This is a genomic window from Micromonospora sp. NPDC005203 (assembly GCF_042872705.1).
Taxonomy (GTDB): Bacteria; Actinomycetota; Actinomycetes; order Mycobacteriales; family Micromonosporaceae; genus Micromonospora.
Map to the genome: position 1 here is coordinate 113,791 of NZ_JBIAKV010000003.1, position 25,282 is coordinate 139,072.

General features: G+C 71.0%; 18 protein-coding genes. 7 read left to right on the forward strand and 11 right to left on the reverse strand.

All coding sequences use genetic code 11. The annotated features are described in order from the left end of the window. Nucleotides 1–474: 474 nt before the first annotated feature. Nucleotides 475–1,134 (reverse strand): hypothetical protein, encoded by a 660-nt coding sequence (locus tag ACFYPM_RS10485; protein ID WP_387193747.1) that lies wholly within the window; start codon nucleotides 1,132–1,134, stop codon nucleotides 475–477. Nucleotides 1,135–1,244: 110 nt separating this feature from the next. Here ACFYPM_RS10485 and ACFYPM_RS10490 point away from each other — a divergent pair, with 110 nt between their 5' ends. After that, a complete protein-coding gene (locus ACFYPM_RS10490; protein WP_387193750.1) occupies nucleotides 1,245–2,828 on the forward strand; it encodes a gluconokinase in 1,584 nt (527 codons plus the stop codon). 18 nt (nucleotides 2,829–2,846) lie between these two features. On the opposite strand, the gene ACFYPM_RS10495 is transcribed toward ACFYPM_RS10490, so the two are convergent. The 4 genes from ACFYPM_RS10495 to ACFYPM_RS10510 are packed head-to-tail and all read right to left on the reverse strand — an operon-like array spanning nucleotide 2,847 to nucleotide 6,962. Then, complete coding sequence (locus tag ACFYPM_RS10495) at nucleotides 2,847–3,737, reverse strand: ABC transporter permease (protein ID WP_387193753.1); 891 nt, start codon at nucleotides 3,735–3,737, stop codon at nucleotides 2,847–2,849. Further along, nucleotides 3,737–4,636: an ABC transporter permease gene (locus ACFYPM_RS10500; protein WP_387193755.1), complete on the reverse strand. Its 900-nt coding sequence runs from the start codon at nucleotides 4,634–4,636 to the stop codon at nucleotides 3,737–3,739. The genes ACFYPM_RS10495 and ACFYPM_RS10500 overlap by 1 nt, the downstream gene beginning before the upstream one ends. Beyond that, the gene (locus ACFYPM_RS10505) at nucleotides 4,633–5,745 is read right to left on the reverse strand and encodes an ABC transporter ATP-binding protein (protein WP_387193757.1); all 1,113 of its coding nucleotides are present in this window, start codon (nucleotides 5,743–5,745) and stop codon (nucleotides 4,633–4,635) included. Before ACFYPM_RS10505 ends, ACFYPM_RS10500 begins: the two co-directional genes overlap by 4 nt. Beyond that, nucleotides 5,742–6,962 carry an extracellular solute-binding protein gene (locus ACFYPM_RS10510; protein WP_387193760.1) on the reverse strand — a complete coding sequence of 407 codons (1,221 nt, stop codon included), beginning with the start codon at nucleotides 6,960–6,962 and terminating at the stop codon, nucleotides 5,742–5,744. Before ACFYPM_RS10510 ends, ACFYPM_RS10505 begins: the two co-directional genes overlap by 4 nt. A gap of 185 nt (nucleotides 6,963–7,147) precedes the next feature. Here ACFYPM_RS10510 and ACFYPM_RS10515 point away from each other — a divergent pair, with 185 nt between their 5' ends. Continuing rightward, entirely contained in the window at nucleotides 7,148–8,230 is a 1,083-nt protein-coding gene (locus ACFYPM_RS10515) for a LacI family DNA-binding transcriptional regulator (protein ID WP_387193763.1), read from the forward strand. Nucleotides 8,231–8,373: 143 nt separating this feature from the next. Next, nucleotides 8,374–11,832, forward strand: coding sequence for an alpha-glucuronidase family glycosyl hydrolase (locus ACFYPM_RS10520; protein WP_387193766.1), 3,459 nt, complete (start codon nucleotides 8,374–8,376; stop codon nucleotides 11,830–11,832). Nucleotides 11,833–12,093: 261 nt separating this feature from the next. On the opposite strand, the gene ACFYPM_RS10525 is transcribed toward ACFYPM_RS10520, so the two are convergent. From ACFYPM_RS10525 to galE, 6 genes are all read right to left on the reverse strand, one after another. Then, complete coding sequence (locus ACFYPM_RS10525) at nucleotides 12,094–15,093, reverse strand: glycoside hydrolase N-terminal domain-containing protein (protein ID WP_387193769.1); 3,000 nt, start codon at nucleotides 15,091–15,093, stop codon at nucleotides 12,094–12,096. Nucleotides 15,094–15,689: 596 nt separating this feature from the next. Continuing rightward, nucleotides 15,690–16,697: a hypothetical protein gene (locus ACFYPM_RS10530; RefSeq protein WP_387193771.1), complete on the reverse strand. Its 1,008-nt coding sequence runs from the start codon at nucleotides 16,695–16,697 to the stop codon at nucleotides 15,690–15,692. Between the two features lie 7 nt (nucleotides 16,698–16,704). After that, nucleotides 16,705–17,532, reverse strand: a complete 828-nt coding sequence (gene trpA / locus ACFYPM_RS10535; RefSeq protein WP_387193774.1) for a tryptophan synthase subunit alpha — start codon at nucleotides 17,530–17,532, stop codon at nucleotides 16,705–16,707. Next, nucleotides 17,529–18,731 (reverse strand): tryptophan synthase subunit beta, encoded by a 1,203-nt coding sequence (gene trpB, locus ACFYPM_RS10540; protein WP_387193777.1) that lies wholly within the window; start codon nucleotides 18,729–18,731, stop codon nucleotides 17,529–17,531. Before trpB ends, trpA begins: the two co-directional genes overlap by 4 nt. Before the next feature lie 131 nt (nucleotides 18,732–18,862). Further along, nucleotides 18,863–19,660, reverse strand: coding sequence for a GntR family transcriptional regulator (locus ACFYPM_RS10545; protein WP_387193780.1), 798 nt, complete (start codon nucleotides 19,658–19,660; stop codon nucleotides 18,863–18,865). Between the two features lie 152 nt (nucleotides 19,661–19,812). After that, nucleotides 19,813–20,841 (reverse strand): UDP-glucose 4-epimerase GalE, encoded by a 1,029-nt coding sequence (gene galE / locus ACFYPM_RS10550; RefSeq protein ID WP_387193783.1) that lies wholly within the window; start codon nucleotides 20,839–20,841, stop codon nucleotides 19,813–19,815. Nucleotides 20,842–21,041: 200 nt separating this feature from the next. Here galE and ACFYPM_RS10555 point away from each other — a divergent pair, with 200 nt between their 5' ends. The 4 genes from ACFYPM_RS10555 to ACFYPM_RS10570 are packed head-to-tail and all read left to right on the forward strand — an operon-like array spanning nucleotide 21,042 to nucleotide 25,280. Continuing rightward, a complete protein-coding gene (locus ACFYPM_RS10555) occupies nucleotides 21,042–22,220 on the forward strand; it encodes an inositol-3-phosphate synthase (RefSeq protein ID WP_387193786.1) in 1,179 nt (392 codons plus the stop codon). Further along, a complete protein-coding gene (locus tag ACFYPM_RS10560; RefSeq protein ID WP_387193789.1) occupies nucleotides 22,217–23,143 on the forward strand; it encodes an HD domain-containing protein in 927 nt (308 codons plus the stop codon). Before ACFYPM_RS10555 ends, ACFYPM_RS10560 begins: the two co-directional genes overlap by 4 nt. Before the next feature lie 56 nt (nucleotides 23,144–23,199). Further along, nucleotides 23,200–24,288 (forward strand): class I SAM-dependent methyltransferase, encoded by a 1,089-nt coding sequence (locus ACFYPM_RS10565; protein ID WP_387193792.1) that lies wholly within the window; start codon nucleotides 23,200–23,202, stop codon nucleotides 24,286–24,288. Nucleotides 24,289–24,293: 5 nt separating this feature from the next. After that, on the forward strand, nucleotides 24,294–25,280 hold the full coding sequence (locus ACFYPM_RS10570) for a Gfo/Idh/MocA family protein (RefSeq protein ID WP_387193795.1): 987 nt from the start codon (nucleotides 24,294–24,296) through the stop codon (nucleotides 25,278–25,280). Nucleotides 25,281–25,282: the final 2 nt, after the last annotated feature.

The window sequence follows — 25,282 nt, forward strand, 5'->3', positions numbered from 1 at the left end:
CGACGATCAAGGACCCGTTAGTCGTCGTGGTGGCTGGCGTCGGCCCCTCGGCGGCGACCAGGGTGGGCACAGGCGTACCTTCCCGACCCGCGTTGGCGTGCGGGCCTTGTTTGATCCCTTGAACCGGATGCCTTGGGCAGCTAAGCCTCCCAATGGCCCATCCACAGGTTTCCAGCATTGCTCATGCCGACGTGCTGTTCAGCGTTATGCCCGCAGAGGCACCGAGATGACTCGGCGGTACACCGCTCACTGCCGCATCCGCCTCCACGGAGGTGACCGACGGTCACCTCCAGCTGCGCCCCCCGCCCCCGGCAGGGTGCGGAGTTAGTCGTCAGCAGCAGGCCAGAGTCCGCCACCAACACCCCGCCCACACGACGGCCTACCTCAGCCGGCCGGCACCAGCCCAGGTATCGGGCCGGAGGCGGTGGGGATTCCGCGGTCATCGCCGGACCGACGGAATCCCCACCCACCGCGCTAGCCGCCGACCCGGTACGCCCGGCGCACCGTCTGCTCCACCGCGTTGCCGTCCGCGTCGGCGGCGTTCGCCCGCAGCGACACGTGACCGGCCCGGCGGTGTGGCACCGACGCCAGCCAGCCTTCACCGTCCCGGCTGACCGGCACCGCGTGCCAGCTCCGGCCGTCGTCGTACGAGGCGGCGACAGTCACCGTCACCACCGGCCGCCCGGCCACCCCGTCCTGCCGGTGCACCGACATCCGCACCGGTCGGCGTTCACCGACCGACACGGTGTTGCGCAGGTCGGCAGGTGCGTCGAGGAGCATTCCCAGCAGCGGCAGTGGCCGCCGGTCCGATGCCGTGGCGGACCGGAAGGTCCACGACCCGCTGACCGTCGTGCTCGACCGCCAGGTCGGCGAGTGGTGCGTCGCCGCGGCGGTGAGCCGGTACGTCGCTGCTGCGGCCGGTACGGCGAACTGCCCCCGGCCGGGCTCGGCGACGGTGCCGCGAAGCTGCCCGTTCCGGTGCAGGCTGGTGCTGCCCGTGGTGCCGTCACCGAACGCGTCGGTGGGTCTCGGATGGCCGCTGGCGTCGGTGAACATCGGCACCATCACGTCGAACACGTCCCCCTGCCGGCTCACCCCCGGCTTGCCGGCGTTGTCCACTGTCGGCCCGGTCAACGCCGGCCCACCACCGCCTTGTCCCAACTGGTCGCCGGGTTGGCCCCCGGCCGACGACAACTCTGCGCAACCGCTTGCCCACCCGTCGAACACCGCTCGACCATGTGCTCATGGGGCCGGAGCGTCGTGTCATCCTCGGGGTCGACGTGGGCGCCACCGCCGTGCGGGTGGGCGCGTTCGCGTTGGACGGCTCGGCCCGACACGTCCGGACGCGGGCGTACCCGCTGCTCCAACCGCTGCCCGGCTGGCAGGTCCAGGACCCCGACGTGCTGGTGGCGGCCACCCTGGCGGCGGTGTCCGCGTGTGTCGCCGACACCGCCGGCGCGGAGGTCGTCGCCCTCGCGGTCAGCTCCCCCAGGTACGGCGTGATCGGGCTGGACGCGACACTCAACCCGCTGACGCCGCTGCTGAGCGGGCGGGACACGCGGTCCGCGGAGGTGGCCCGCGACCTGCGGGTCTCCGGTCAGAGCCGGGAGCTGCACCGGGTCACCGGCACGCCCGTGCACCCGGGGAGCCCGCTCTGCAAGCTCATCTGGTTCGCCCGCCACGAGCCGTACCTCTGCGCCGCGACGCGGTGGTGGATCGGCCTGAAGGACTACCTGGTCCATGGGCTGACCGGGACGTTGGTGACCGAGCTGTCGTCGGCGTCCGGCACCGGCATGTTCGACGTGCACCGGCGGGTGTGGAGCGCGGGCGTACTCGATCTCGCCGGGGTGTCCGGCAGCCAACTGCCCCCGGTCCTGCCCACGACTGGCGTGTTGCGGCTGTCCTCGGCGGCTGGGCAGGCGGTCGGCCTGCCGTCCGGCACACCTGTCGTCGTGGGTGCGGCTGACGGTCCGTCGCGCAGCCTGGGCATGGCGGCGATCGACAGCACCGTCGCCGGCCTGACGCTCGCGGCCACCGGGGCCCTGCGGACTGTCGTCGCGGCTCCGCTCGTCGACCCGGCGGAGACCTTCTCCTGCGCCGCGCTGACCGAGGACGCCTGGGTGGTCGGCAGGACGGTCAACAACGGCGGCAACGTCGTGCGGTGGGCCGGTGGCGCCCTCGACCCCGACCGCCGCGAGGCGTCCGATGACCAGCTCGCCGCACCCGAGTTGCTGGCTCTCGCCGAACGGATCGCCCCGGGCAGCGACGGCCTCGTGATGCTGCCCTACCTGCTGGCCGATCGGGCACCGGCTGTCGGTTCCGGCCCGCCGGGGGCGTATCTGGGCCTGCGGAGCGAGCACTCCCGAGGTCACCTGGTGCGCGCGGCGCTGGAGGGTGTGTGCCTGCACCTCGGCGGCGTCCGGGACCGCCTGGCCGAGCTGACACCGGTCAGCAGCGTTCGGCTGGCCGGCGGCGCGTTCCGGTCTCCGCTGTGGCGTGCGGTGATGGCCGCGGTTTTGGACTGTCCGACCCAGGTGGCGGGCGAGGACGACGACGCCGCCCTCGGCGCGGCGGCGCTCGGGCTCTTCGCGATCGGCCTCGCCGCCGACCTCAAGGGGGCCGTCACCCTGCTCGATCCCGAGGGCGCCCGCACCGAGCCCGTCCTGGTCGACCCGGCCCTCGCCGCGACCTACCGCGGCCTGCGCGCGAAGCTGCCCGCACTCCACACGGTCGTGGGCCGCGTGGGCGAGATCCTCGACGAGGTGGCGGCCGGGCCGGGCGTCGGCTGGCGGGCCACCACGGCGTCGCGGGACGTGGTGGGCGGCTGACCGGGCGGCCGGCGGGCGTCAGTGCTCGGGGTCCTCCTTGACCTGGGCCACGAGCTGGGTCGGGTTGACGTAGCGCAGTGCGACGACGAGCAGCACGAGCATCATCGACGTGTAGATGACCGCCATGGCGTCGACCGACTGCTGCGCCCGGATCCCGGACGCGGACATCGAGTAGTAGAGCGCCACGACGAGGGTCTGCGAATCGGGCCCGGCGGTCAGGAAGGTCAGCTCGAACATGCCGACGGTCCGGACGAGGACGAGGATCGCGGAGGCGAGGATGCCCGGCACGAGCAGCGGTGTGAGGACCCGGAGGAACACCGTACGCAGACCCGCGCCGCACATCCGCGCGGCGCTCTCGATGCGTGGGTCGATCTGCTCGATGAACGGGGTCATGGTCAGGATGACGAAGGGCACCGAGGGTACGAGGTTGGCGAGCACCACCCCGGACATGTTCCCGGCCAGCCCGAACTTGTAGAGGACCGTCGCCAGCGGGATGCCGTACGTGATCGGGGGCATGAGGATGGGCAGCAGGAACACGAGGAAGATCAGCCGTTTGCCGGGGAAGGACCGCCGCGCAAGGACGTAGGCCGCCGGCACACCGATCAGCAGCGAGAGGCCCACGACGAGTACGGAGACCTCGAGCGTCACGACGATGACCTGGAGAAGCGCGAACTCGTCCCAGGCCCGGCCGTACCAGCTGGTGGTGTAGCCGTCCGGGAGCCAGGTGTCGAACCAGCGCTGACCGAACGAGCTGACCAGCACGGACGCCACGACGCCCAGCAGGTTGACGAAGAAGAAGATGACGACGCCCCACACGAGCCAGGCGGCCGGCCGGGCGGCGAGGCGCCGACGCCGGTCGGTGCTGGTGGCGGTGGGTCGCGCCGGTGGCGCCTGGGTGATCGAGGCCATCAGCCCTTGCCTCCGGTCGCGCCGGTGTAGAAACGACTGCGCGCGGCCAGCACCACCGCGATGACGACCAACTCGACGAAGCCCATGATCATGGCGATCGCCGACGCGTACGGGTAGTCGTACTGCTCGTACGCCGCCTGGTACGCGGCGAGGGAGATGACCCGCGTCTCACCGGCCGGGTTGCCGACCAGGACGGCCGACGGGAACACGCTGAACGCCAACACGAACGTCAGGCAGAACGTCGTGGCCAGCCCTGGCATCAGCAGCGGGAGGGTGATCCGGGTGAACCGGCGACGCCAGTCCGCCCCCAACGTCGCGGCCGCCCGTTCCAGGGTGGGGTCGATCCCGGAGAGGTAGGAGAGCACCAGCAGGAACGCGAACGGGAAGCCGGTGATCACCAGCGAGAAGAACACGCCCCAGTAGTTGTGGGTCAGCCGTACCGGCTCGTCGACGAGGTGCGTGGCGAGCAGGATCCGGTTGAACCAGCCGGTCGGGCCGAGGAAATTCAGCAGCCCCTGGGCGGTGAGGACGGTGCCGAGCGTGATCGGCACGACCAGCAGCGTGGTGACCAGCCGTTTGCCCCGGAACCGGCCACGCATCCGGTAGGCGATCGGCACGGCGGCGAGGACGTTCAGCAGCGCGGCGGGCAGCGCGATCCGCAGCGTGATCCCGATCGTGCCCCGCTCGTAGGCGTCGGAGAAGAACCGGGCGTAGTCGCTGAACGGCCCGCCGTCGGTCGGCTGGAACGACAGCGTCAACCCGTAGAAGAACGGGTAGAGGAACAGGGCGATGACGAAGACCAGCGCCGGGACCAACAGGAGGAGCTGACGGTCGATGCCCCGTTCGGCGAGGCGGTGTTGCCAGTGCGCCACCGGTCGGCCGGGCCCGGCGGCGCTCACCGCGTCGCCACCGCGGCGTCCGCGAGGCGCGCGGTCTCCGCTGTCGCGGCGGCGGGATAGACGAGCAGCCGCCGCGGGTCGATGGCGAGCGTGACCTGGTCACCGGGTGCGATCCGCTGCTCGCTACGCAGGTGCAGCGACTGACCGGTGTCGGTACGCGCCTCGGCCGCCAACTCGCGGCCCTGGTATTCCACCACCTCGATGGTCGCCGAGAGGGCGTTGGAGGTCTCCCCGGCCCCGTCGACGCGGATGTCCTCCGGGCGTACCGCGACCACCACCTCCGCGCCGTCGGCGAGGTCGCCGACGGCCTCGCCGAGCAGTCGATGACCGGACGACTCGACAGTGGCCCGACTGCCGTCGCACCGCACCACCCGGCCCCGCCACAGGTTGCGGTAGCCCATGAAGTCGGCGACGTGCCAGTTCGCCGGGCGGGTGTGCAACTCGCGCGGCGACCCGATCTGCTGCACCCGCCCCTCCCGCAGCACCACCAGCCGGTCGGCCAGGGAGAGCGCCTCCTCCTGGTCGTGGGTGACGTAGACGGTGGTGAGCCCCAACGACTGGTGCAGCCGGCGGATCTCGGTCCGCATCTCCAGCCGCAGCTTGGCGTCGAGGTTGCTCAACGGCTCGTCCATCAACACCAGCGACGGCTCGAACACGACGGCGCGGGCGATGGCGACGCGTTGCTGCTGACCACCGGACAGCTGACCGGGCAGCTTGTCGACGTGGTCCTCCAGCCGCACCAGCCGCACCGCCTCCGCCGTACGTCGGCGCGTCTCCTCCTTCGGCAGCCGCCGCATGCGCAGGCCGAAGGCGATGTTCGCCCGCACCGTCAGGTGCGGGAAGAGGGCGTAGCTCTGGAACACCATGCCGAAGTCCCGGCGCTCCGGTGGCAGTGTGTCGATCCGCCGCTCGTCCTGCCAGATGCTCCCCCGGGTCAACGGCAGGAGCCCGGCCAGGCAGTTCAGGGCTGTCGACTTGCCACAGCCGGACGGGCCGAGCAACGCGATGAACTCACCGGTCTCGATGGTGAGGTCCAGCTCGGTGAGCGCGTCCTGACCTCCGAACCGACGGGACACCCCGTCCAACCGCAGCTGGGAGAAGGCACTCATCCCTGCTTGACCTTCCCGCCGCCGATCTCGCGGTCCCACCGGTTGAACGCCGCAACGAGGCTCTTCGCGTCCAGCGGCACCTCGGTCGGGTTGCCGGCGATCAGCGCCTCGTACTCGGGGCGGCCGAACTCCCGGATCGCGTCCTGACTCTTCTGCGGCGCCGAGGTGAGCCCGACGTCCTTCACCGCCGGGCCCGGGTAGAAGTAGCCCTCGTCGTACGCCCTGGCCTGTTGCTCGGGAGTGAGCATGAACGCCAGCAGGGCCAGGACCGCCGCCTGGGTGTCGGTCGAGACGCCCTTGGGCAGCACGGCGTAGTGCGCGTCGGTGACCCAGTGGAAGCCGTCGATCGTGGCGATCCTGGCCTCCTTCGGCACCGTGCCCAGCACGCGGGGGTTGATGTCCCAGCCGGTCGTGCTGACGATCAGGTGAGCCGTGCCGTTGGCGAGGTTCTTCATCGTCTCGGTGGTGCCGGACGGGTAGTAGTCGACGTACTGGCCCAGTTCCTTGAGGAAGGCCCAGGTCTTGTCCCATCCCGCGGTGGGATCCTTGGGGTTGGCGTCGCCCAGGATGTAGGGCAGGCCCATCAGGAAGGTGCGACCGGGGCCGGAGTTGGCCGGCCGGGCGTACTGAAACTTCTTGGGGTTGGCTCGGGCCCAGGCGAGCAGGGCCTCCGCGGTGCTCGGCGGTGTGGCCAGTCGGGCCGGCAGATATTCGAGCAGCGGCCCGGACGGGTAGTAGGTTACGGTGACCCCGGCGTTGCCGGCGAGCTGTTGCATCGCGGCTGCCGGTGCCAGGTAGTTGCCCATGCCGCCGAGGCGGTCGGAGAACGTCGGCAGCAGGTCGATCCAGAGGCCCTGTTCGATGCCCGCAGCCAGCCCGTCGACGCCGGTCAGCACGAGACCGATGTCCACCCGGTTCGCGCCCTGCTGAGCTTTGATCTTGCCGGACAGTTCCGGTGCCGGCGCCTTCGAATAGGTCACCCGGGAGATCACGTCGGGGTTCTTGGCGACGAAGTCGTCGATCATCCCCTGGGTCAGCTGCAGATTTCCGGCAACGTCGAGGACGTTGAGTGTCACCGCCCGACCGGGTCGCTGCGGCACCTCACCCGTGGTGTCGCCGGTGGCCTTGCCGGGACCGTCCGGTGCCCCGCACCCGACCGCGCCCACGATGACCGACGATGCCGTAACCAGGAGAACGCCGCGCCGCGTCATACCCATGAGCTGTTCCCTCCGCCAGGTGTCATCCCCGCTGATTGAGGCAGCCGACGCGACGCGACGGCAATGGGTTGCCATGTATTGCCTCGCGCGAATGCGTTAACGGCACTGGTTTGTTACGAGGGCATTGCCGAGCACTCACCGCCGTCATACCATGATCACGGCGCGTAGCCGGGAGGAGCATCCAGATGCCCGACCACACCAGGCCGCCCGACAAGAGGGTCACGATCTACGACGTCGCGAGCGAAGCCGACGTCTCACCGTCCACGGTGTCCCGCGCCTTCTCCAGGCCGAGCCGCGTCAACTCCGAGACCGCAGAGCGGGTCCGGCAGGTCGCGGAGCGGCTGGGCTACCGGACCAACCCCCTCGCCCGCACCCTCAGCACGGCACGCACGCACATGATCGCGCTCGTCATCGCCGACATCACCAACCCGGTGTACGCCGAGATCGCGCGCGGCGCGCAGGAGGCGGCGACCGACGGCGAGTACACCACCGTGCTGATCGACGCCCAGGAGTCCGACCGACGGGAACGGGAGGCGATCGAACGCACCATGTCCACTGTTGACGGCATCGTGCTGGCCAGCAGCCGGATGTCCGACTCGGCCATCCGGATGTTCGCCAAGCAACGGCCGGTGGTGGTCCTCAACCGCGCCATCGCCGACGTGCCCTGCGTCGTGACGGACAACCCCCGGGGTGTGCGGCGGGCCGTCGAACACCTCGGTGAGCTGGGGCACGACCACATCACGTACGTCGCCGGGCCGGAGGCCTCCTGGCCGAACGGCATCCGCTGGCGGTCGCTGCTCGAGGCCGGCATGGAGCTGGAGATCAAAGTACGTCAGATCGGCCCCTTCAGCCCGACCATGGCGGGCGGTGAGCGGGCCGCCGAGGAGTTGTGCGCGCGGCCGGCAACGGCCGTCCTCGCCTTCAACGACCAGATGGCGATCGGCCTCATCCGCGGTCTCGGGCAACGGGGCGTCGACATTCCGGGCGACGTGAGCATCGTGGGTTTCGACAACATCGTCGCGGCCGACATCGTCACACCCGGGCTGACCACTGTCGCGGCACCCCTCTACGCGGAGGGCTCGGCCGCGACCCGACACCTGCTCACGATGATCGAGGGGGCACCCGGGCACACCGGTCGACCGATGGTCCTCCCGGTACGCCTCGTGGTCCGTCACTCCACGGCCGCCCGCAACCCGAGCCCGGGTCGAGCCCGAGCGCCCTGGGCCCGGCGGCGGCCGGCGCCCAACCCGGCGGCACACCTGTGGTGAGGCCACCCGGCGACAAGAAACGACAACTCCTTGCCCAGGCTGGGGCACCTCGGACAGGATCGGCGCACCTTCCATTCAATTGGGTCACTACGTGCGTGGGCCGTTCCGATCGACGTCTCCGTCGGACAACAGAGGAGAAGGCAATGAACCGAGGTCCGGTGCCCAGGCTGCGGCGAGTCCTCATCGTGCTCGGCACGGCGCTCGCCACGGTCGCGGCCACCCTCGCCGTCGCCACCACGCCCGCTACCGCCGCCGAGTCGCCGGACGACTACGGCGGCTCCGACCTGTGGTTGCGATACGTGCCGGTCAGCGACGCGAAACTGCTGCGCGACTACCGCCGCGCGGTCACGACGATCGTGGTCGAGAACGCCGACGCCAACCGGGTCCACCGGCACACCACCGACCTCGCCATGGCGCCCGGCTCCACCGAGAAGCTGGCCGAGACCACGCTCGGCGCGGCCCGCGACGAGCTGGTGCGCGGCCTCGGCGGGCTCCTCGGCCGTTCGACACCCGTGCCGATAGTCAGCGGTGACCGCGTCCCGGCTGGTGCGGTCGTGGTGGGCACGCCGGCAAGCTCACCGCTGGTGCGCCGCCTCATCCCGGCACACGACCTGGCCCGGGTCGGCGACGAGGGCTACCTCGTGCGCTCGCTGTCGCGCGGCAGGGACCGGTTCACCGTCATCGCCGGCAACACCGACCTCGGCGCTCTCTACGGGACGTACGCGTTCCTGCGGCTGCTGCAGACGCAGAAGCCCATCGACCACCTCCGTGTCGCGGAGTCACCGAAGATCAAGCATCGACTGCTGAACAACTGGGAGACCGAGCGCCTCTACGCCGGCAACAACGCCTCCGGCCTCGGCGGCCTGAACGGCGAGAGCGGGGCGATCTTCAACTTCGCCGCGACCGGAGCGAGCGCCGGCGCCAACCTGCCCGTCATCCTCGACCGCTACGTCGTCGTGGCACGCGCGTTGGCGTCGCTGGGCATCAACGGCATCACCATCAACAACGTCAACGCCGACAACGCGTACCTGACGAGCGCTCGGATCGCGCAGGAGGCCGCCCTCGCCGACGCCCTGCGTCCGTACGGCATCAAGCTGGGCCTGTCGATCCGCTACACCGCCCCCACGGACAGCCGATTCTCGCCGGACACGCTCACCAACAGCCAACTCGATCCGTACGGCGCCGACTTCCGGGGCTGGTGGCAGCGCCGGGCGCAGCAGATCCAGGCCGCCATCCCGGACTTCATGGGCTTCACCGTGAAGGCCAACTCCGAGGGCCAACCCGGGCCACAGGACTTCGGGTACGACCACGGCGACGGCGCCAACGCCATCGGCGCGGCGGTCGCGCCACTCGGGATGACAGTCCACTGGCGGACCTTCGTCTACAACGCCGAGGTCGACAACGACCGGCTCAAGCGGGCCTACCTGGAGTTCGGGCCGATCGACGACGAGGTCCAACCGGACGGCACCCGGGGACGCTTCGCCGACAACGTGTTCCTGCAGACCAAGAACGGGCCGCTGGACTTCCAGGCGCGGGAGCCCGTCCACCCGATGCTCGGGCGAATGGAGAACACCAACCAGGCCCTGGAACTCCAGATCACCCAGGAGTACACGGGCCAGAACTGGATGCTGACCTACCTCGGCCCGATGTACGAGGAGATCCTCAAGACCGACACGTACGCGACCGACGCGAACGGGAAGCTGCTCACGAGGCGCCTGGTCGGCAACATCGTCGACGGGAGCGCCCAGCACCATCCGGACACCGCCATCGTGGGTGTCGCCAACCTCGGCAACGCCGACAACCTGACCGGGCACCACTTCGCCCAGGCGAACCTCTTCGCCTTCGGCCGGCAGGCGTGGAACTGGACGCTCGACTCGACCGACATCGCGACCGACTGGGTCCGGATGACCTGGGGCAACGACAGGCGTGTCGTCGACACCATCCGGAAGATGATGATGGGCTCGTGGGAGGCGCTGGTGAGCTACCAGACGCCGCTGGGCATCGGCCACCAGTTCGCCGAGGGCGCCCACTACCGGCCCGACCCGGCCGACTGGGCGGGCCGCGACGACTGGAGCCCGGTCTACTACAACCAGGCCGACAGCGTCGGCCTCGGCTACGACCGCTCCCCCACCGGCAGCAACCTGGCCGCCCAGTACTTCCCCCGGCTCCAGCAGCGCTACGGAAACATCGACTCGGTCCCGGAGAACCTGCTGATGTGGTTCCACCACGTGCCGTGGGGCCATCGGATGGACAGCGGCCGACCGTTCTGGGACGAGCTGGTCTACCGCTACCAGATGGGCGTGCAGTACGTGACGTGGATGCGGGAGACCTGGGAGACGCTCCAGGCCGACATCGACGCACGCCGGTTCGCGGAGGTACGCGCCAAGCTGGCCGTCCACGAGACGGACGCCGCCGACTGGCGGGACACGTCGGTGAACTACTGGAAGGAGTTCAGCGGGCGGGACATCCCGGTCGACGACGCGCCCCTCTCGGCGACGATCGTCGTGAACGGCTCCGAGTTCGGCGGCTTCAACCTGTCCGACACCTCGTACACCATCCCGGTACGGGCCGGGGGTTCCCCCACCCTCACGAAGGTGCGGACGGCCGACCGGAAGGCGCGCTACCAGATCGTGTCCCAGGCGGTGAGCGTTCCCGGGCAGGCGGTCGTCAAGGTCACGACGGAGAGCTTCTTCGGCCCGCTGGTGAAGAACTACGTCTTCAACCTGGTGCCCGACACGACGCTGACGAGCCTGCGCGTGGGCGGTGAGCCGTTGACCTCCTTCGCGCCGACGACGCTGCACTACAACGCACTCCTCCCGGCCGACGCCACGGCCGCGCCGACGGTCACCGCCGAGGCCGCCGATCCCGCCGCCTCAATCGCCGTCGAGCAGGCGAGCAGCGCCACCGGGCAGGCTCGGGTCACCGTCACGAACGGCGCGGCGACGTCGGTCTACACGGTGGACCTGAACACGACAAACACGGGCAGCGACGAGTTCGGCTCGGCCGCACTCGGCTCCCAGTGGCAGTGGGTACGACCGGACGAGAGCCGGTGGCGTCTGGCCGACGGGTCGCTCGTCATCACCGCGCAGCAGGGTGACCTGCAGGGCGCCACCAACACCGCGAAGAACCTTGCCGTGCAGGACGTCGACGGTGACTGGACGGCCGAGTCCAAGGTCGTCTTCTCCCGCCCGCTGGCCGCCAACAACGAACAGGGCGGTGTCATCGGGTACGCCGACGACAACAACTACGTGAAGCTCGCCTGGGAGATGGGCAGCGCGACCGCGGCCGTCAACAAGGTCCGGCTCGTCCTGCTGCGCGAGCAGAACGGCGCGACGTCGACTGTGGAGATCACTGGCGCGGACGCCCAGCGGATCGTCGGGGCCGACGGCGCCAGCTGGCTTCGACTCACCAAGATCGGCGACAGCTACCGCGCCTACTACTCACGCGACGGCAGGGTCTACCGCTACATCGGCTCCACGACGTTGAACGTCGAGACGACGAAGGCCGGGCTGGCGGCCTTCAACCGGGCCGGCACCTCCACCGACCTCGACGTCGCCTTCGACTACTTCCGGATCGAGAGCCGCGGGGAGCGGGTCCGCTGACCTCCAGCATGAGCGTCGGCTGGCCCGGCATGTCGATGTGCTGTTGAGCGGTATACCTCAGCGTCATGAACATGACTCCGAGGTATACCGCTCAATACCGCGTCCGCCCCGACGACGCGACCCGACGGCGACCCCCGAACGCCGGCCGCGCCCACGACCCCAGCCAGGTCCGGGAGCCACCGCAGCACCGCAAGCCGCGACCGGGCCCGTCCTCAGTGAGGACGGGCCCGGTCGTGCTCCCCCGAGCGGGTTTCGTCGCCGTCAGCTCCCGATGGCGACGGCGAAGATGTGCATGGTCACCACGTTCGTCGCCGGCCGGGCGCTGATGTTGGGCAGCACGACCGAGGCGACCGCCTTGCTCTGCAACGCGACACCGACGTAGTAGATGCAGGCGGCGGTGTTCTGCCGCTGGTTGTTGGGCCGGTTCTGGTAGGCGGACACGATGGCGGCGGTCCCCGCGGAGCTCGGCCCGCCGTACCAGTCGGGCGTGCTCAGCGTGAACGTCTGGCGGCTGCCGTCGGCGTAGACGACCGTGCCCGTGCCCGACGGGGCGCCGTAGGTGCCGGTCAGGAGGAAGCCGAGGGTCCTGCCCGTGCCCGTCACGCTTATCGTCTGGCCCGAGGCGATGGCGTTGTCGGCGGCGCCCGAGCTGACGCTGGGCCACCGGAAGTTGACGCCGTTGCGGCTCACCGTGCCTCCCGGGCTGGCACCGGCCGCGGCCAGGGCCTGCGCCGAGAGCGACGCCCCACCGCCGTCGAAGTTGCCGACGTTGGTGTTGCTGTCGCTGGTGATGCCGACGTTGCTGAAGCTCTGCTCCAGCGTCGGTAGGGCGACGCCCGTGCTGGTGACCCGGTAGGTGCGCCCGGCCTGCACGGTGACCTCGATCAGGTCGGACTCGATCCGGGTGACCCGGGCCGCCGTACCGTCGGCGGTGTCGACCACGGTGACGGTGCCGGTGAGGATCCGGGCGCGCAGGCGGACAGTGCCGGCGCGGTCCGGTCGGACGAGGATTTCGGTGGCCTGACCGCTGCTCCAGGTGACGTCGACCGTGTGCCCGCCCCGACCCCGCAGGCCGGCCACCCGCCCACTCGGCCAGGCCGGCGGCAGCGCGGGCAGGATGTGCAGCTCGCCCGCGTGGCTCTGCAACAGCATCTCGGCGATGCCTGCGGTGGCGCCGAAGTTGCCGTCGATCTGGAACGGCGGGTGCAGGTCGAACATGTTGGGCGCGAGCCGTGCGGTGGTGGCGAGGTAGCGGATCAGGTCGTGGGCCCGCTTGCCCTCCTCCATCCGAGCCCAGAAGTTGATTTTCCAGGCCAGTGACCAGCCCGTCCCGTCATCGCCCCGCAGCGCCAGGGTCCGACGGGCGGCCTCGAACAGCTGGGGGGTGCCGCGCTTGGTGATCTGGTTGCTGGGGGCCAGCCCGTACAGGTGCGAGATGTGCCGGTGGTTGGGCTCGGTTTCCACCCAGTCGTAGAGCCACTCCATGATGTTGCCGCGCGAGCCGACCTTCATCGGAGGGAGCCGGTCGCGGGTGGCGCGAACCTGGGCCCGAAAGGTGCTGTCCACGTCGAGGATCTCGCTCGCCCGGGCCACCCCGTCGAAGAGGTCCCGCAGGATCTGGTTGTCCATGGTGGGTCCAGCGCACACGCTGGCGTTGGAGTGGTGGCTGAGTTCCGGCGAGTTCGACGGGTTGGTCACCAGATACCCGAGGGTCGGCTCGGTCACCAGCGTGTTGAGGAAGAACTGCGCCGCGCCCTTCATGGCCGGGTAGTTCGTCCGCAGGAACTCGATGTCGCCGTTGAACAGGTAGTGGTCCCAGATCAGCGTGGACAGCCAGGCGCCACCGGTCTGCCACATGCCCCAGAACGCGCCGTCCACCACGGCGGTGGCCCGCCAGGCGTCGGTGTTGTGGTGGGTGACCCAGCCACTGGCGGCGCCGTACTGCACCTGGGCGGTCCGCGCTCCGGCGACGGCGAGGTCCCGGACCAGGTCGAAGACCGGGTTGTGGCACTCGGCCAGGTTCGTGGTGTTGGCCGGCCAGTAGTTCATCGGCAGGTTGGCGTTGATGGTGTATTTCGAGTCCCACGACGGGGCCAGCGAGTCGTTCCAGATGCCCTGGAGGTTGGCCGGCTGGGTGCCGGGTCGCGAGGACGAGATCAGCAGGTACCGACCGAACTGGAACAGCAGCGCGGAGAACTGCGGGTCGGTGACGCTGTTGTGCTGGGCGATCCGGACATCGGTCGTCTGGTCGGCCGCGGAGGTGCGGCCCAGGTCCAGGGTGACCCGGCCGAAGAGCGCCTGGTAGTCGGACACGTGCCGGCTGCGCAGTTGGTCGTAGCTGCTGGCCCGCGCGGCGGTGAGTCGCTGCCGGGCGATGCCCTGGTAGTCGCCACCGACGTTGCGGTAGTTGACGTAGCTGGTGGCGATGGTGACCAGCACGGTGACGCTGGTGGCACCGCTCACCCGCAGGGTGCCGCCGGAGCTGGACACACTGCCACCGGTGACTGTCGCGTTGGCCAGGGCGAGGAAGCGGACCTGGCCGTTGACGCCCTCCATGTTTCCGGAGAGGCCGTCGAGGCCGATCGTGGCGCCGTCCGGGCTGGACACCGTGGTGCGTTGCGGGCTGTCGAAGGTGGCGGTGAAGCTGATCGAGTTGGCCCGGTCCGCGGTCAGCCGGATCGCGATGGCCTGGTCCGGTGCGCTGGAGAACACCTCCCGCTGGTAACGGATGCCGTTCAGCACGTACGTCGTCGTGGCGGTGGCGGTGGTGAGGTCCAGCGTCCGGTTGTACTGAGAGGCACCGCTGGCGGAGCCGAAGGCGAGCCGGAGGTTGCCGACGGTCTGGTAGGCCAGTTGGCCGCCGGGGTTGCCCATCATGGTCTGGTTGATCAGATCCTGGGCCTGGGTCCACTGGTTCGCGTTGACCAGCCGTCGGATCTCCGCCAGCGCCGCCGCGCCTCTGGTGTTGCTGGGGTCGTGCGGGCCACCGGCCCAGACGGTGTCCTCGTTGAGCTGGAGTCGTTCGGTGTCGACGTTGCCGAAGACCATGGCACCGAGCCGGCCGTTGCCGATCGGCAAGGCCCGCAGCCAGTCGGTGCCGGCGGACTCGTCGTACCAGAGCGCGAGGTCGTTGGCGGCCAGCACCTGCGGCGGCGCCACCGAGTCCGCTTTCGCTACGGCGGTCCAGGGCAGCGGCAGGAGGGCACCGCCCGCACCGGCCGCACCGATCTTGAGGGCTTGGCGTCGGGTCAGGTCTGACATCGATCCTCCAAACGGTGACCGATTCGGCCACCCCGATGCGTGACAACTGTGGTAACCGAGATGGGTCCGCTTCGCGGGCCGACCAGCACCTTGTGCAGCAGGCCAGCGTCGAGCCCCGAGTCGGGCAGACATCTGATGTGTTTCGCGAAGGTTACTCCGGCGCCACGCAATCGGCAACGATCGATCGATGACGAGATCAGCACGAACCCGCCTACCGGCCCGCAGGCTTCCGCTGGAGGTTGGCAGCGCACCGACGCGACCCGACGGGGCGGGGCGGCGGAGAGGAGCCCGCTGGCCGCGCTGCACCGCTGTATACATCGGATGATGAGCGCCAAGCAGGCGAGGTCGGCGCAGCCCGTCGCGGTACGGCCACCAGCGCCGCCGCGCCGGCCTGCTCGGCGCAGACGTACCTGCCGGTTCGGGCGGACCTGAGGGCCACCAGACCACTGTCGGCGTCGACGACGGTGTACGGAAGCTCGGCGAAGGCAGCGCACTCGAGTGCAGCCCATTCGGCATCCCGCAGGACATCGGCGACCAGGTCGGCTGGCACGACCGCGGAGCGGTTGGTGTCGACGGCACCGCCGCCGTTGGACGCGCTACACCTCGACGGTCACGTCACGCGCCGGGCGGCGCCCGGCGCGTCGCCGGACGCTGGCCGCGATGATCGCGAGACCGGGGGCGGCGCCGAGTAGCCAGATCGCGATCAGTGGCCAGTGGATCAACGCAGCCACCGCCCCGCGGATCTCCGGGACCTCCCCGACCGTGTACGACGTCTCCGGGTCGGCCGTTCGACAGGACAGCGAGTAGGCACCGGCGCTGAGCACGTCGACGGTGGCGACCCAGGCGTAGGAGACCGCGTCGCCCCCGTAGCCGCCGGGTGGGATCGTCAGCGGCTGCGCCCGCCGGGCGGTCGCGCCAGCGCCGGTGACCTCGCAGTCCGGATCGGCAGGTGCGAAACCCACCGCGTAGATCGCGTACCGGCCCGCCGCCGGCAACGTCAGGTGCCCGGACTCGATGGCTGAGCTCGCGTACGGCCCCACTGCCCCGTATTCCCACTCGCCGTAGCGCACGGTGCTGCCCTCGGCCCCCAACTGCACCGTCAGCTGGGCCAGCAGGGCACCCCCGACGACGGTGATCCCGCCCGTGACCAGACCGTGTCGCACCGACGGGTGGCTACGGCGTGGGCGACCTCGGGCAAGGAGGTGGCCGACCACCGCGCCGCAGATCACCAGCGGGACGCAGGCGATCACCACCCCTCGCCACGGGGCCACACCGGTGAGCGGGATGACCCACCGGTAGACGGCCATCGTCGCGGCCACGAACACCGCGCTGACCAGCGCTGCCGCCACCACGGCGGCCACCGGGGCCGAGGTGCTGCGACGCGGCGCGGCGGACCAGGTCCACCGGGCCGCCACCGCGGCGGCGAGCACGGGCACCGCCCCGGCGATCCACCACAACGCCGCTGAGACCCCCGGGTCCTCTTCCCAGCGGTGTGTCCACTCGAAGAAGACCAGCGGCGCCGGCACGGTCGCCAGCATCCACAGTGCCAGGATCTTCGGGCCGGGAAGTGTCCGACCCGCCACCCGCCAGGTAGCCGCGCTCATGCACCGATCATCGGGCAACAGGAGTCGTTCGCACCGCCCGCGGGGCGGGCCACCCCCGGCCGGTCTCGTCCAGCGCTGTCCGGAGCTGGGTCAGGAAGACACCGAGTTCCGCCGCCTGGACCCCGTTGAGCACGCGACGCATGAGCGCCGAGCCCACCACCACGCCGTCGGCGTACCCACCGGCCTCGGCCGCCTGCTGCGGACCGGAGATGCCGAAGCCGAGGACCACGGGCAGATCCGTGGCCTGTCGCAGCGACGTCACCAACTGCTCGCCGGCCGCGCCCACCGTCGACTGCTCGCCCGTGGTCGCCATGACACTGACCGCGTAGACGAAGCCCCGGCTACGCGAAGCGATCTCGTGAAGGCGCTGCGGCGTGGTCGCCGGGGATGCCAGCAGCGCGAGGTCGACCCCGTTGCCCGCCGCCGCGGTGGAGACCGGCTCCATCTCGTCGACCGGCAGGTCCGGCACGATCAGACCGTCCACTCCGGCATCGGCGAGCGCGACGCAGAAGCGGTCGGCTCCGCCGTGCAGGACCAGGTTGGCGTACGTGAAGGCGATCAGCGGCACGGGCAGTGCGAGCCGGGTGACCTCGTCGAGGATCTGCCGGGTGGTGACGCCCCGCAGCAGTGCCCGGTGCGACGACTCCTGCACGACAGGTCCGTCCAGGATGGGGTCGGAGAACGGGAGGCCGATCTCGATGGCGTCGGCGCCCGCGTCCACGGCGGCCCGCAACAGGTCGGTCCAGTTCCCGGTGACGCCGCCGGTCACGTACGGCACGAGCAGCTTGCGGCCGGCCGCCTTGGCGGCGCGGGTACGGGTCTCCAGTGCGTTCACGACAGCTCCATCAGGGTGGCCATGTCCTTGTCGCCCCGCCCGGAGAGCGTGAGCATCACCGTCGAACCCGGAGGGACCGTGCCGTCACCCACGGCACGGATCACCCACGCGACCGCGTGGGCGGATTCCAGCGCGCAGAGGATGCCCTCCGTGCGGGCCAGCCGGTGGGTGGCGGCGAGCACCTCGGCGTCGTCCACGGTCACGTAGGTGGCCCGGCCCGAATCGGCAAGGTACGCGTGCTCCGGTCCCACGCCCGGGTAGTCCAGACCGGCGGCGATCGAGTGGGCCTCGCTGATCTGCCCGTGCTGGTCCTGAAGCACCAGGGAGCGGAAGCCGTGCAACACGCCGGGGGTGCCGGCGCTGATCGCGGCGCCACCTGCCGCCTCGACACCGACCAACCGGGCCGGCGTGTCGATGAAGCCGGCGAACGTGCCGGCGGCGTTGGACCCGCCACCGACGCAGGCCACGACGTAGTCGGGGGTGCCGGCGACGAGGTCGGCCGCGCACTGCGCGCGGGCCTCGTCGCCGATCACCCGCTGGAACTGGCGGACCATCCAGGGGTACGGGTGTGGACCCAGCACCGAGCCGAAGCAGTAGTAGGTGTCGTCGACGGAGGTGACCCAGTGGCGCAGAGCCTCGCTGCAGGAGTCCTTCAGGGTGCGACTGCCGGAGGTCACCGGCACCACCTCGGCACCCAGCATCTTCATCCGGAAGACGTTGAGCTGCTGCCGTTCGATGTCCTTCGCGCCCATCAGGACAGTGGTCGGCATGCCGAACAGGGCACCGGCGGTGGCGGTGGCCACGCCGTGCTGGCCTGCGCCGGTCTCGGCGATCAGTCGCCGCTTACCCATCCGCCGGGCCAGCAGCGCCTGACCCAGCACGTTGTTGATCTTGTGGGATCCGGTGTGGGTGAGGTCCTCCCGCTTGAGCAGCAGGTTGACGCCCAACTCCGCGGAGAGTCGCACCGCGGGCGTCAGTGGCGTCGGCCGGCCGACGTAGACGGCGAGCAGGTGGTTGAGTTCGCCCCGGAACAGCGGGTCCGTCCAGGCCTCGACGAAGGCCCGCTCGACCTCGACACAGGCCGGGACGAGCGACTCCGGCACGAAGCGTCCGCCGTAGTCACCGAACCTGCCGAGCCCCGAGGGCCGACGGGGGTCCACCTGGGCGGCTGGGCGGGCGGAGCGTAGGAGTTGGTCCACGACACATCACCTCACAGTTCTAGAACGACAACGTCTGTATAGCAGGGCAACTGGCTACCGTTCTAGATCTGTAGCGAAATAGTTCTAGAACGGTTCCGATGAGCGCGCGGGATGGTCCCGCGCCTCTCGCGTCAGCCCTGCGGTGGGCTGCCGACCCCGGACAGCCCGGTGCCGTCGCCGACCGCGTAGCTGACCTGATGGCCGCTGACCTCGCGAATATTCATGATCACGACGCTGTTTCCCGCGAGGATGGCGACGTCGACAACCAGCGGGCGTCGGTCGGCGTCGCGAGTGATCCGCTCGCTCCGCATCGCCGGAACGCCTTCGGGCAGTCCGAGTAGGTGGCCGATGCGCTCGGGCATCAGCACCGGCGAGATCGTCTCCTCGGCCTGCACGGCCACCGCGCCCGCCCGCTCGGCGAGCACGGCGTACAGCTCGTTCTTCTCGAAGTCGACGTCGCGGAGCAGGCCACCGAACGGCTGCGGGAGGTAGGACACCTGATGAATCAGCGGCGCGCCCCGCACGACCCGGATCCGCTCCAGCCGGAGCACCTCGTCGCCTGCGGGAATGCCCAACCGCCTGGCGACATCGTCGGGCACCGCGACGGTCTTGCGGCCGAGCACCCGGGTCAGCACCTCGATGCCGCGCGCGCGCAGGTCGTCGGCGAGGCTGCGCAGATTGCCCATCGAGTACGGGACCGGCATCGCCCGGACGTAGGTGCCCTTGCCGGGAAACTGCTCCACCAATCCCCGGTCACAGAGCTCGTCCAGAGCCTGCCGCAGCGTCATGAGGCTGACGCCGTACTCCTCGCTCAGGTGCCGCTGGCCGGGCAGCGCGTCGCCGGGAGCGAACTCGCCTCTGCCGATCCGCTTGATCAGGTCGTCGCGGATGACCATGTACTTCGGAGTCCTACCCGGAATGACGCGCATGCCTTACCCAGCCCTGAGAGTCGTGACGGAGCGGGTCGCGCCGCCCGGTGAGGTGCGGCGCTTCACGTCCTTCTACCGGGTGTCAGCGTATGGCCGACGTCCGCCCCGGCCTACCCACGGGTCGCCACGCGGGCGGTTTGCCCGGCGGTGGGTCAGCCGGCCAACTGCCGGTGCCGTGCCCCCAGGTCCGCCAGCACCTGCCCACGCCGGTCGTGCCAGGCCAGCGAATCGGCGATCCCGGTGAACAGGTCGCGCCGCGCCCTCCAACCCAGCAACTCCCAGGCCCGCCGGCTGCTGGTGTAGCCGCCGGCCGTGTCCCCGGGCCGCCGAGGCGCCGCGCTGACCAGAACCGGACGGCCCACCACCGCGTTGAACGCCGCGACCAGCTCCAACACCGTGGTGCCGGTGCCAGTGCCCAGGTTGATCGCGGTGTGCGGAGCACCACCGACCGCGACGATGTCGTCGAACCGGTCCAGCGCCCGCAGGTGTGCGTCGGCGAGGTCCCAGACGTGAACGTAGTCGCGCAGCCCCGAACCGTCGCGGGTGGGCCAGTCCAGACCGTTCACCAGGAACGGCACGCCCGTCTCGGACGCCTGCACCAACCGACCCAACGCGTGCGACGGTGCGGCGACCTGGAGCCCGCTGCGCAGCGCCGGATCCGCGCCGATCGGATTGAAGTAGCGCAGCGACAGCACCCGCAGCGGGCTACTGGCCGCGATGTCGGCGAGCATCCGTTCCACCACCAGCTTCGTCTGCGCGTAGGGGCTGGTGGCGTGCAGTGGCGACAGCTCGTCGACACCGAAAGCCGCGTCCGGCTGATAGATGGCCGCGGACGAGCTGAAGATCAACCGGTGTACGCCGTGCGCGAGCAGCCGGTCGACGAATTCCAGAGTCGCGGAGACGTTCGCCCGGTAGTAGTCGACCGGCCGTGCCACCGAGTCCGGCACCGCGATCAGGGCGGCGCAGTGGACAACCGCCTCGATGTCCGGATGTCGCGTCAACAACCGGTCCACCGCGTCCGCGTCCGCGATGTCGCCGAGTTGGAAGGACCGCCCACGGCAGAACTCACGCCGCCCGGTGACCAGGCTGTCCAGCACCACCGGCAGGTGACCCGCGTCGATCAGGGCGGAGGCGATCGTGCTGCCGATGAACCCCGCCCCACCCGCGATCAGCACCTTCACGAGCAGACCTCCCCCGGGTGACCGTCACCGAACCGGCGACGCCGTACCCATCTGCATTTTCACCAGACCGCAGGCCCGCCCACCTGCGAAATCACCAGATCGCGCTCCGCCACCACGTCGGCGTAGTCCGATGAATGTTCGGCGGCGGGACGGGTACGCGGCGGCTCGGGTCGGACGGTCGGGTCGAATCAGGAGGCACTATGACGGAGCAGCGCATCGGGGTCGCGGTGGTCGGATTGGGTGGCGCGGTCGCGACCACGGCGGTAGCCGGGGTGGAATTGTTGCGACTCGGCATGACGGACATGTCTGGACTGCCGCTGGCGCACCGCACCGATCTGGTTCCGTACGAGTCGATGGTCTTCGGGGGCTGGGACCTGGCGCCCGACGACCTGGCCAAGGCGGCGCACGTCCATCGGGTGGTGGAGCCGGCACACCTGGATGCCGTCGCCGGCCCGCTGGGGCAGATACAACCCTGGCCCGCCGTGGCGGACCCGGCCTACTGCCGCAACGCCACCGGGGCCAACGTCGTGCCGATCGGGCCGCTGCGCGACCGGGTGGCGCACCTGCGCGCCGATCTGGGCCGGTTCCGCGCCGAACAGGGCGCGGAGCGGGTGGTCGTGGTCAACCTGGCCTCGACCGAGGCGCGACCGGACCCGACGTCGGCGGCGCTGGGCAGCCTCGACGGGTTCGAGGCCGGGCTGGACGCCGACGATCCGGCCATCACTCCCGGTCTGCTCTACGCGTACGCGGCGATCCTGGAGGGTTGCCCCTACGTCAACTTCACGCCCAGCCTGGGCGCCGACGTGCCCGCGCTGGTGGAGCTGGCCGAGCGGGAGGGCGTGGCGGTCGCCGGCAAGGACGGCAAGACGGGGCAGACGCTGATCAAGACAGTGCTCGCCCCGGCGTTCCGGTCGCGGTCGTTGACGGTGGAGGGCTGGTATTCGACGAACATCCTGGGCAACCGGGACGGGCAGATCCTCGACGACCCGTCGTCGTTGGCCAGCAAACTGGACACCAAGGGTTCGGTGCTCAACCAGATCCTCGGCTACGACGTCGACGACCACGTGGTCCGGATCGACTACTACCGGCCGCGCGGTGACGCCAAGGAAGCCTGGGACAACATCGACCTGGTCGGCTTCCTCGGCCAGCGCATGCAGCTCAAGGTGAACTTCCTGTGCCGGGACTCGATCCTCGCCGCGCCGCTGGTGCTGGACCTGGCGCGTCTCCTGAACGAGGCCGCCCGCCGCGGTGCGAGCGGCGCGCAGGAACAACTCGGCTACTTCTTCAAGGCCCCGATGACCCGCGACGGCCGGACCCCCGAGCACGCGCTGCACGCGCAGGAACGAGCGCTGCTGGCCTGGCTGGACGCGTCCGCATGACCACTGCCCTGGGCGCGCCACCGATGGACCGACTGGCCGCCGTGACGCCCACGCTGCGCCAGATCGGCGACCTCAAACGGGTCCGGGTGGCACACGCCGAGGGCTCGGCGGCCGATCGCGCGTTCTCCCGCGCGTGGGCGGCCATCGCCAACGGCACGGACCCGGGGATCGTCGCCGACCGCGAGTGCGCCGCCGCGTTGGCGGGGGCCCGCCTCGGCGGGGTCGACGCGGCCACCCTGACCGCCTGCGGACTGGCCGCGCCCGAGGTGGAGCACGTGCTGGCCAGCGCCATCGACGAACTCGTCGGGTCGCTGCACCCGAACACCGAGCGTCGGATGCGAGCGGCCCTGCCACACCTGGTCGCCCAGGATCTGCCGGACGTAGGTGCCCCGGCGTTCGTGCCGGCGCTGCGCCGACAGCCGCGCGCCGGCGCCACCGCCTCGGGACGGCCACGGCTGGTGGTCGAGCCGGCCGAGAACCACGCCGAGCACTGCTGGGCCGTCGCCGTGTACGGCGCGCTACTCGCCGACGACACCGGCGCCGACCCGGCGGAGGCGTTCCTGCTCGGCCTGGCCCACCACCTGCACAACGCCCGGCTACCCGACGCGGGATTCGCCGGCGAGCTGCTGCTCGGCGCGTACCTCGAACCGGTGACCAACCGGCTCGTCGAGCGGGAGCTGGCCGAGCTGCCGGACCGGCTGGCCGCCCGCGTTGCCGCAGTGCTGGCGTTCCGGGTCGACGCCGAGACGCCACTCGGACGGACCTTCCACGCCGCGGACGTGCTGGACCGGGTGCTCCAGGTCCATCACCACGCCCGCGCCGCCGCGTTCACCGTCGAGCAGGCCCTGGTCGACCTGGCGCTCGTGCACGACGGCCCGGTGCTGGACTACCACCGGGCGGTGTTGCGGGCGGCCGGGCTGTGACCGCCGTGCGCGCGGTGCGAGCCGCCCCATCGACCGTCTGGCGTGGACCCGACGGCGTGCCACTGCGTGCGGACACGGCGTACACCCTCACCGACGGAGTCCGGCGCTGGCCGGTGGTGGAGAGCATCCCCTGGCTGCGCCCCGGCCGGGACGACCTGCGCGAGCGGGCGGTGGCCGCGCTCGACGCCGGTGATCCCGAGCAGGCGACCGTGACGCTGCTCGCCGACGCCGACGACTGGTGGGACGGCGGCGCCCCACCCGTGGACCAACTCCGGTCGGCGCTGCGCGCCAGCACCCTGCGTGACGCGGTGGAGTTGCTCGGGCTCGGCCGTGTCGGGGTCTACTTCCTGCACCGCTGGTCCGACCCGAGCTGGTTGGCGGCCCTGGCGCTCACGGCCGCCCATCCGCCGAACGGCCGGCCGGTGGTCGACCTGGCCTGCGGGGCCGGCCACCTGCTCCGACACCTGGTCACGCACGGCCACCACGACCTGACCGGGATGGACGTGGTGTTCGCCAAGCTCTGGTTGGCCCGCCGGTTCGTGCTGCCCCCCGGCGCACCGGTGGCGCTGGTCTGCGCGGACCTGACCGCCGCCTGGCCGCTGCCACCGTCGGCGGCGCCTCGCCACGTGGCCTGCCACGACGCGCTGTACTTCCTGCCGGACAAGGCAGCCGTGGTGACCGCCGCGCTGGCCTGCGCAGGGGCCGGAGGGGCGGTGCTCCTCGGCCACCTGCACAATGCCCGGCACCCGTCCGGCACGAGCGGGCTGCCGCTGCCACCCGAGGACTGGCAGGCCCTGCTGCCGGCCGCCCGCGCGTACGCCGAAGAGGAGCTGACGGCGGCGACGGCAGCCGGGCGCCTGCCCGCACCGGCCGACCCCGCCGCGCTGCTCCGTACCGAAGCCGTCGGTCTGGCCCGCGACGCCGGCGTCGCACCGGCCGACCCGACCCTGCTGCGGCCCGCGCCGGCGAGCCCACTGCGGCCCAACCCGCTCTACACCGACGGGATCCGCCGCTGGCCCGACCCGCGGTGGGCCGCCGAGTACGGCGACCAGGCCGCCACGTACCTGCCGAACCGGTGGCCGACGGAACCCGGCTCGGACGCGGTGCGACGTCGCCTCCTGCTCGACCTACCCGAGCGGTGGTGAGGGGGATGGAACCGGTCGGGTGGGGTGTGATCGGCTGCGGCTGGGTTGCCCGTGACCACATTGCCCCAGGGATCCGCGCCGCCGGGCACCGGCTCGTCGCGGCGTGCGATCCGGATCCGGCCGCCGCCCGTACGCTCGCCCCTGAACGGCTGGCCACGCCCGACCTGCACGAGCTGCTCGCTCACCCGGACGTCGAGGCGGTACACGTCGCGACCCCCAACCACACGCACGCCGACGTGGTGGCGGCGGTGGCCAGGGCCGGGCTGCCGGTGCTGTGCGAGAAGCCCCTGGCCGCCACCGTGCCCGACGCCCGGCGACTCGTCGACGCGGCCGGTGGCGCGCTCGCCGGGGCCGCCTTCGACCAGCGGTTCCACCCCGCCCACCAGCGCATCGCCGATCTCGTCGCCCACGGCGACGTGGGCACGGTGACCGCCGTCCGGATCGTCTACGGCTGTTGGCTGCCCGAGCGGTGGAGTCCGGACGGCCGACCGCACGACAACTGGCGAATCGATCCGGCCCGGTCCGGCGGTGGCGCCCTGGTGGACCTGGCCCCGCACGGTGTCGACCTGGTGGGCGTACTGCTCGGCGACGATCTGGTCGAGCTGACCGTACGCACCCAGCGGCGGGTGCACCCCTACCCGGTGGACGACGGCGCGCTGCTGGCCGGAGTGACCGGCGCCGGGGTGCTGGTGCAGGCACACGTCTCGTTCAACACCGCCGACCCGTTGCCCCGGCGCCGCTTGGAGGTGGTCGGCACCCGTGCGCAGCTCGTCGCCGTCGACACCCTCGGGCAGAGCGCCGGCGGCACACTGACCCGCCTCGACGCCGCGACCGGCGCGGCCACCGAGGTGCCGTTCGACACCGGCACCACCCCGTTCACCGGCCAGGCGAATGCCTTCGCCACGGCCGTACGTACGGGCGGTTGGCCCTGGCCGTTGACCCGGGACCTGCGCCTGCACGAGTTGCTGCACACCGCCGCGGAAAGGAGCTGACC

Bases quoted from the DNA above. Each gene is read 5' to 3' on its own strand.
- ACFYPM_RS10515 (WP_387193763.1), top strand. From the start codon at position 7,148: ATGCCCGACCACACCAGGCCGCCCGACAAGAGGGTCACGATCTACGAC.
- ACFYPM_RS10560 (WP_387193789.1), top strand. From the start codon at position 22,217: ATGACCACTGCCCTGGGCGCGCCACCGATGGACCGACTGGCCGCCGTG.
- ACFYPM_RS10555 (WP_387193786.1), top strand. From the start codon at position 21,042: ATGACGGAGCAGCGCATCGGGGTCGCGGTGGTCGGATTGGGTGGCGCG.
- ACFYPM_RS10495 (WP_387193753.1), bottom strand. From the start codon at position 3,737: ATGGCCTCGATCACCCAGGCGCCACCGGCGCGACCCACCGCCACCAGC.
- ACFYPM_RS10505 (WP_387193757.1), bottom strand. From the start codon at position 5,745: ATGAGTGCCTTCTCCCAGCTGCGGTTGGACGGGGTGTCCCGTCGGTTC.
- ACFYPM_RS10490 (WP_387193750.1), top strand. From the start codon at position 1,245: ATGGGGCCGGAGCGTCGTGTCATCCTCGGGGTCGACGTGGGCGCCACC.
- ACFYPM_RS10510 (WP_387193760.1), bottom strand. From the start codon at position 6,962: ATGGGTATGACGCGGCGCGGCGTTCTCCTGGTTACGGCATCGTCGGTC.
- ACFYPM_RS10525 (WP_387193769.1), bottom strand. From the start codon at position 15,093: ATGTCAGACCTGACCCGACGCCAAGCCCTCAAGATCGGTGCGGCCGGT.
- ACFYPM_RS10570 (WP_387193795.1), top strand. From the start codon at position 24,294: ATGGAACCGGTCGGGTGGGGTGTGATCGGCTGCGGCTGGGTTGCCCGT.
- ACFYPM_RS10530 (WP_387193771.1), bottom strand. From the start codon at position 16,697: ATGAGCGCGGCTACCTGGCGGGTGGCGGGTCGGACACTTCCCGGCCCG.
- ACFYPM_RS10545 (WP_387193780.1), bottom strand. From the start codon at position 19,660: ATGCGCGTCATTCCGGGTAGGACTCCGAAGTACATGGTCATCCGCGAC.
- ACFYPM_RS10520 (WP_387193766.1), top strand. From the start codon at position 8,374: ATGAACCGAGGTCCGGTGCCCAGGCTGCGGCGAGTCCTCATCGTGCTC.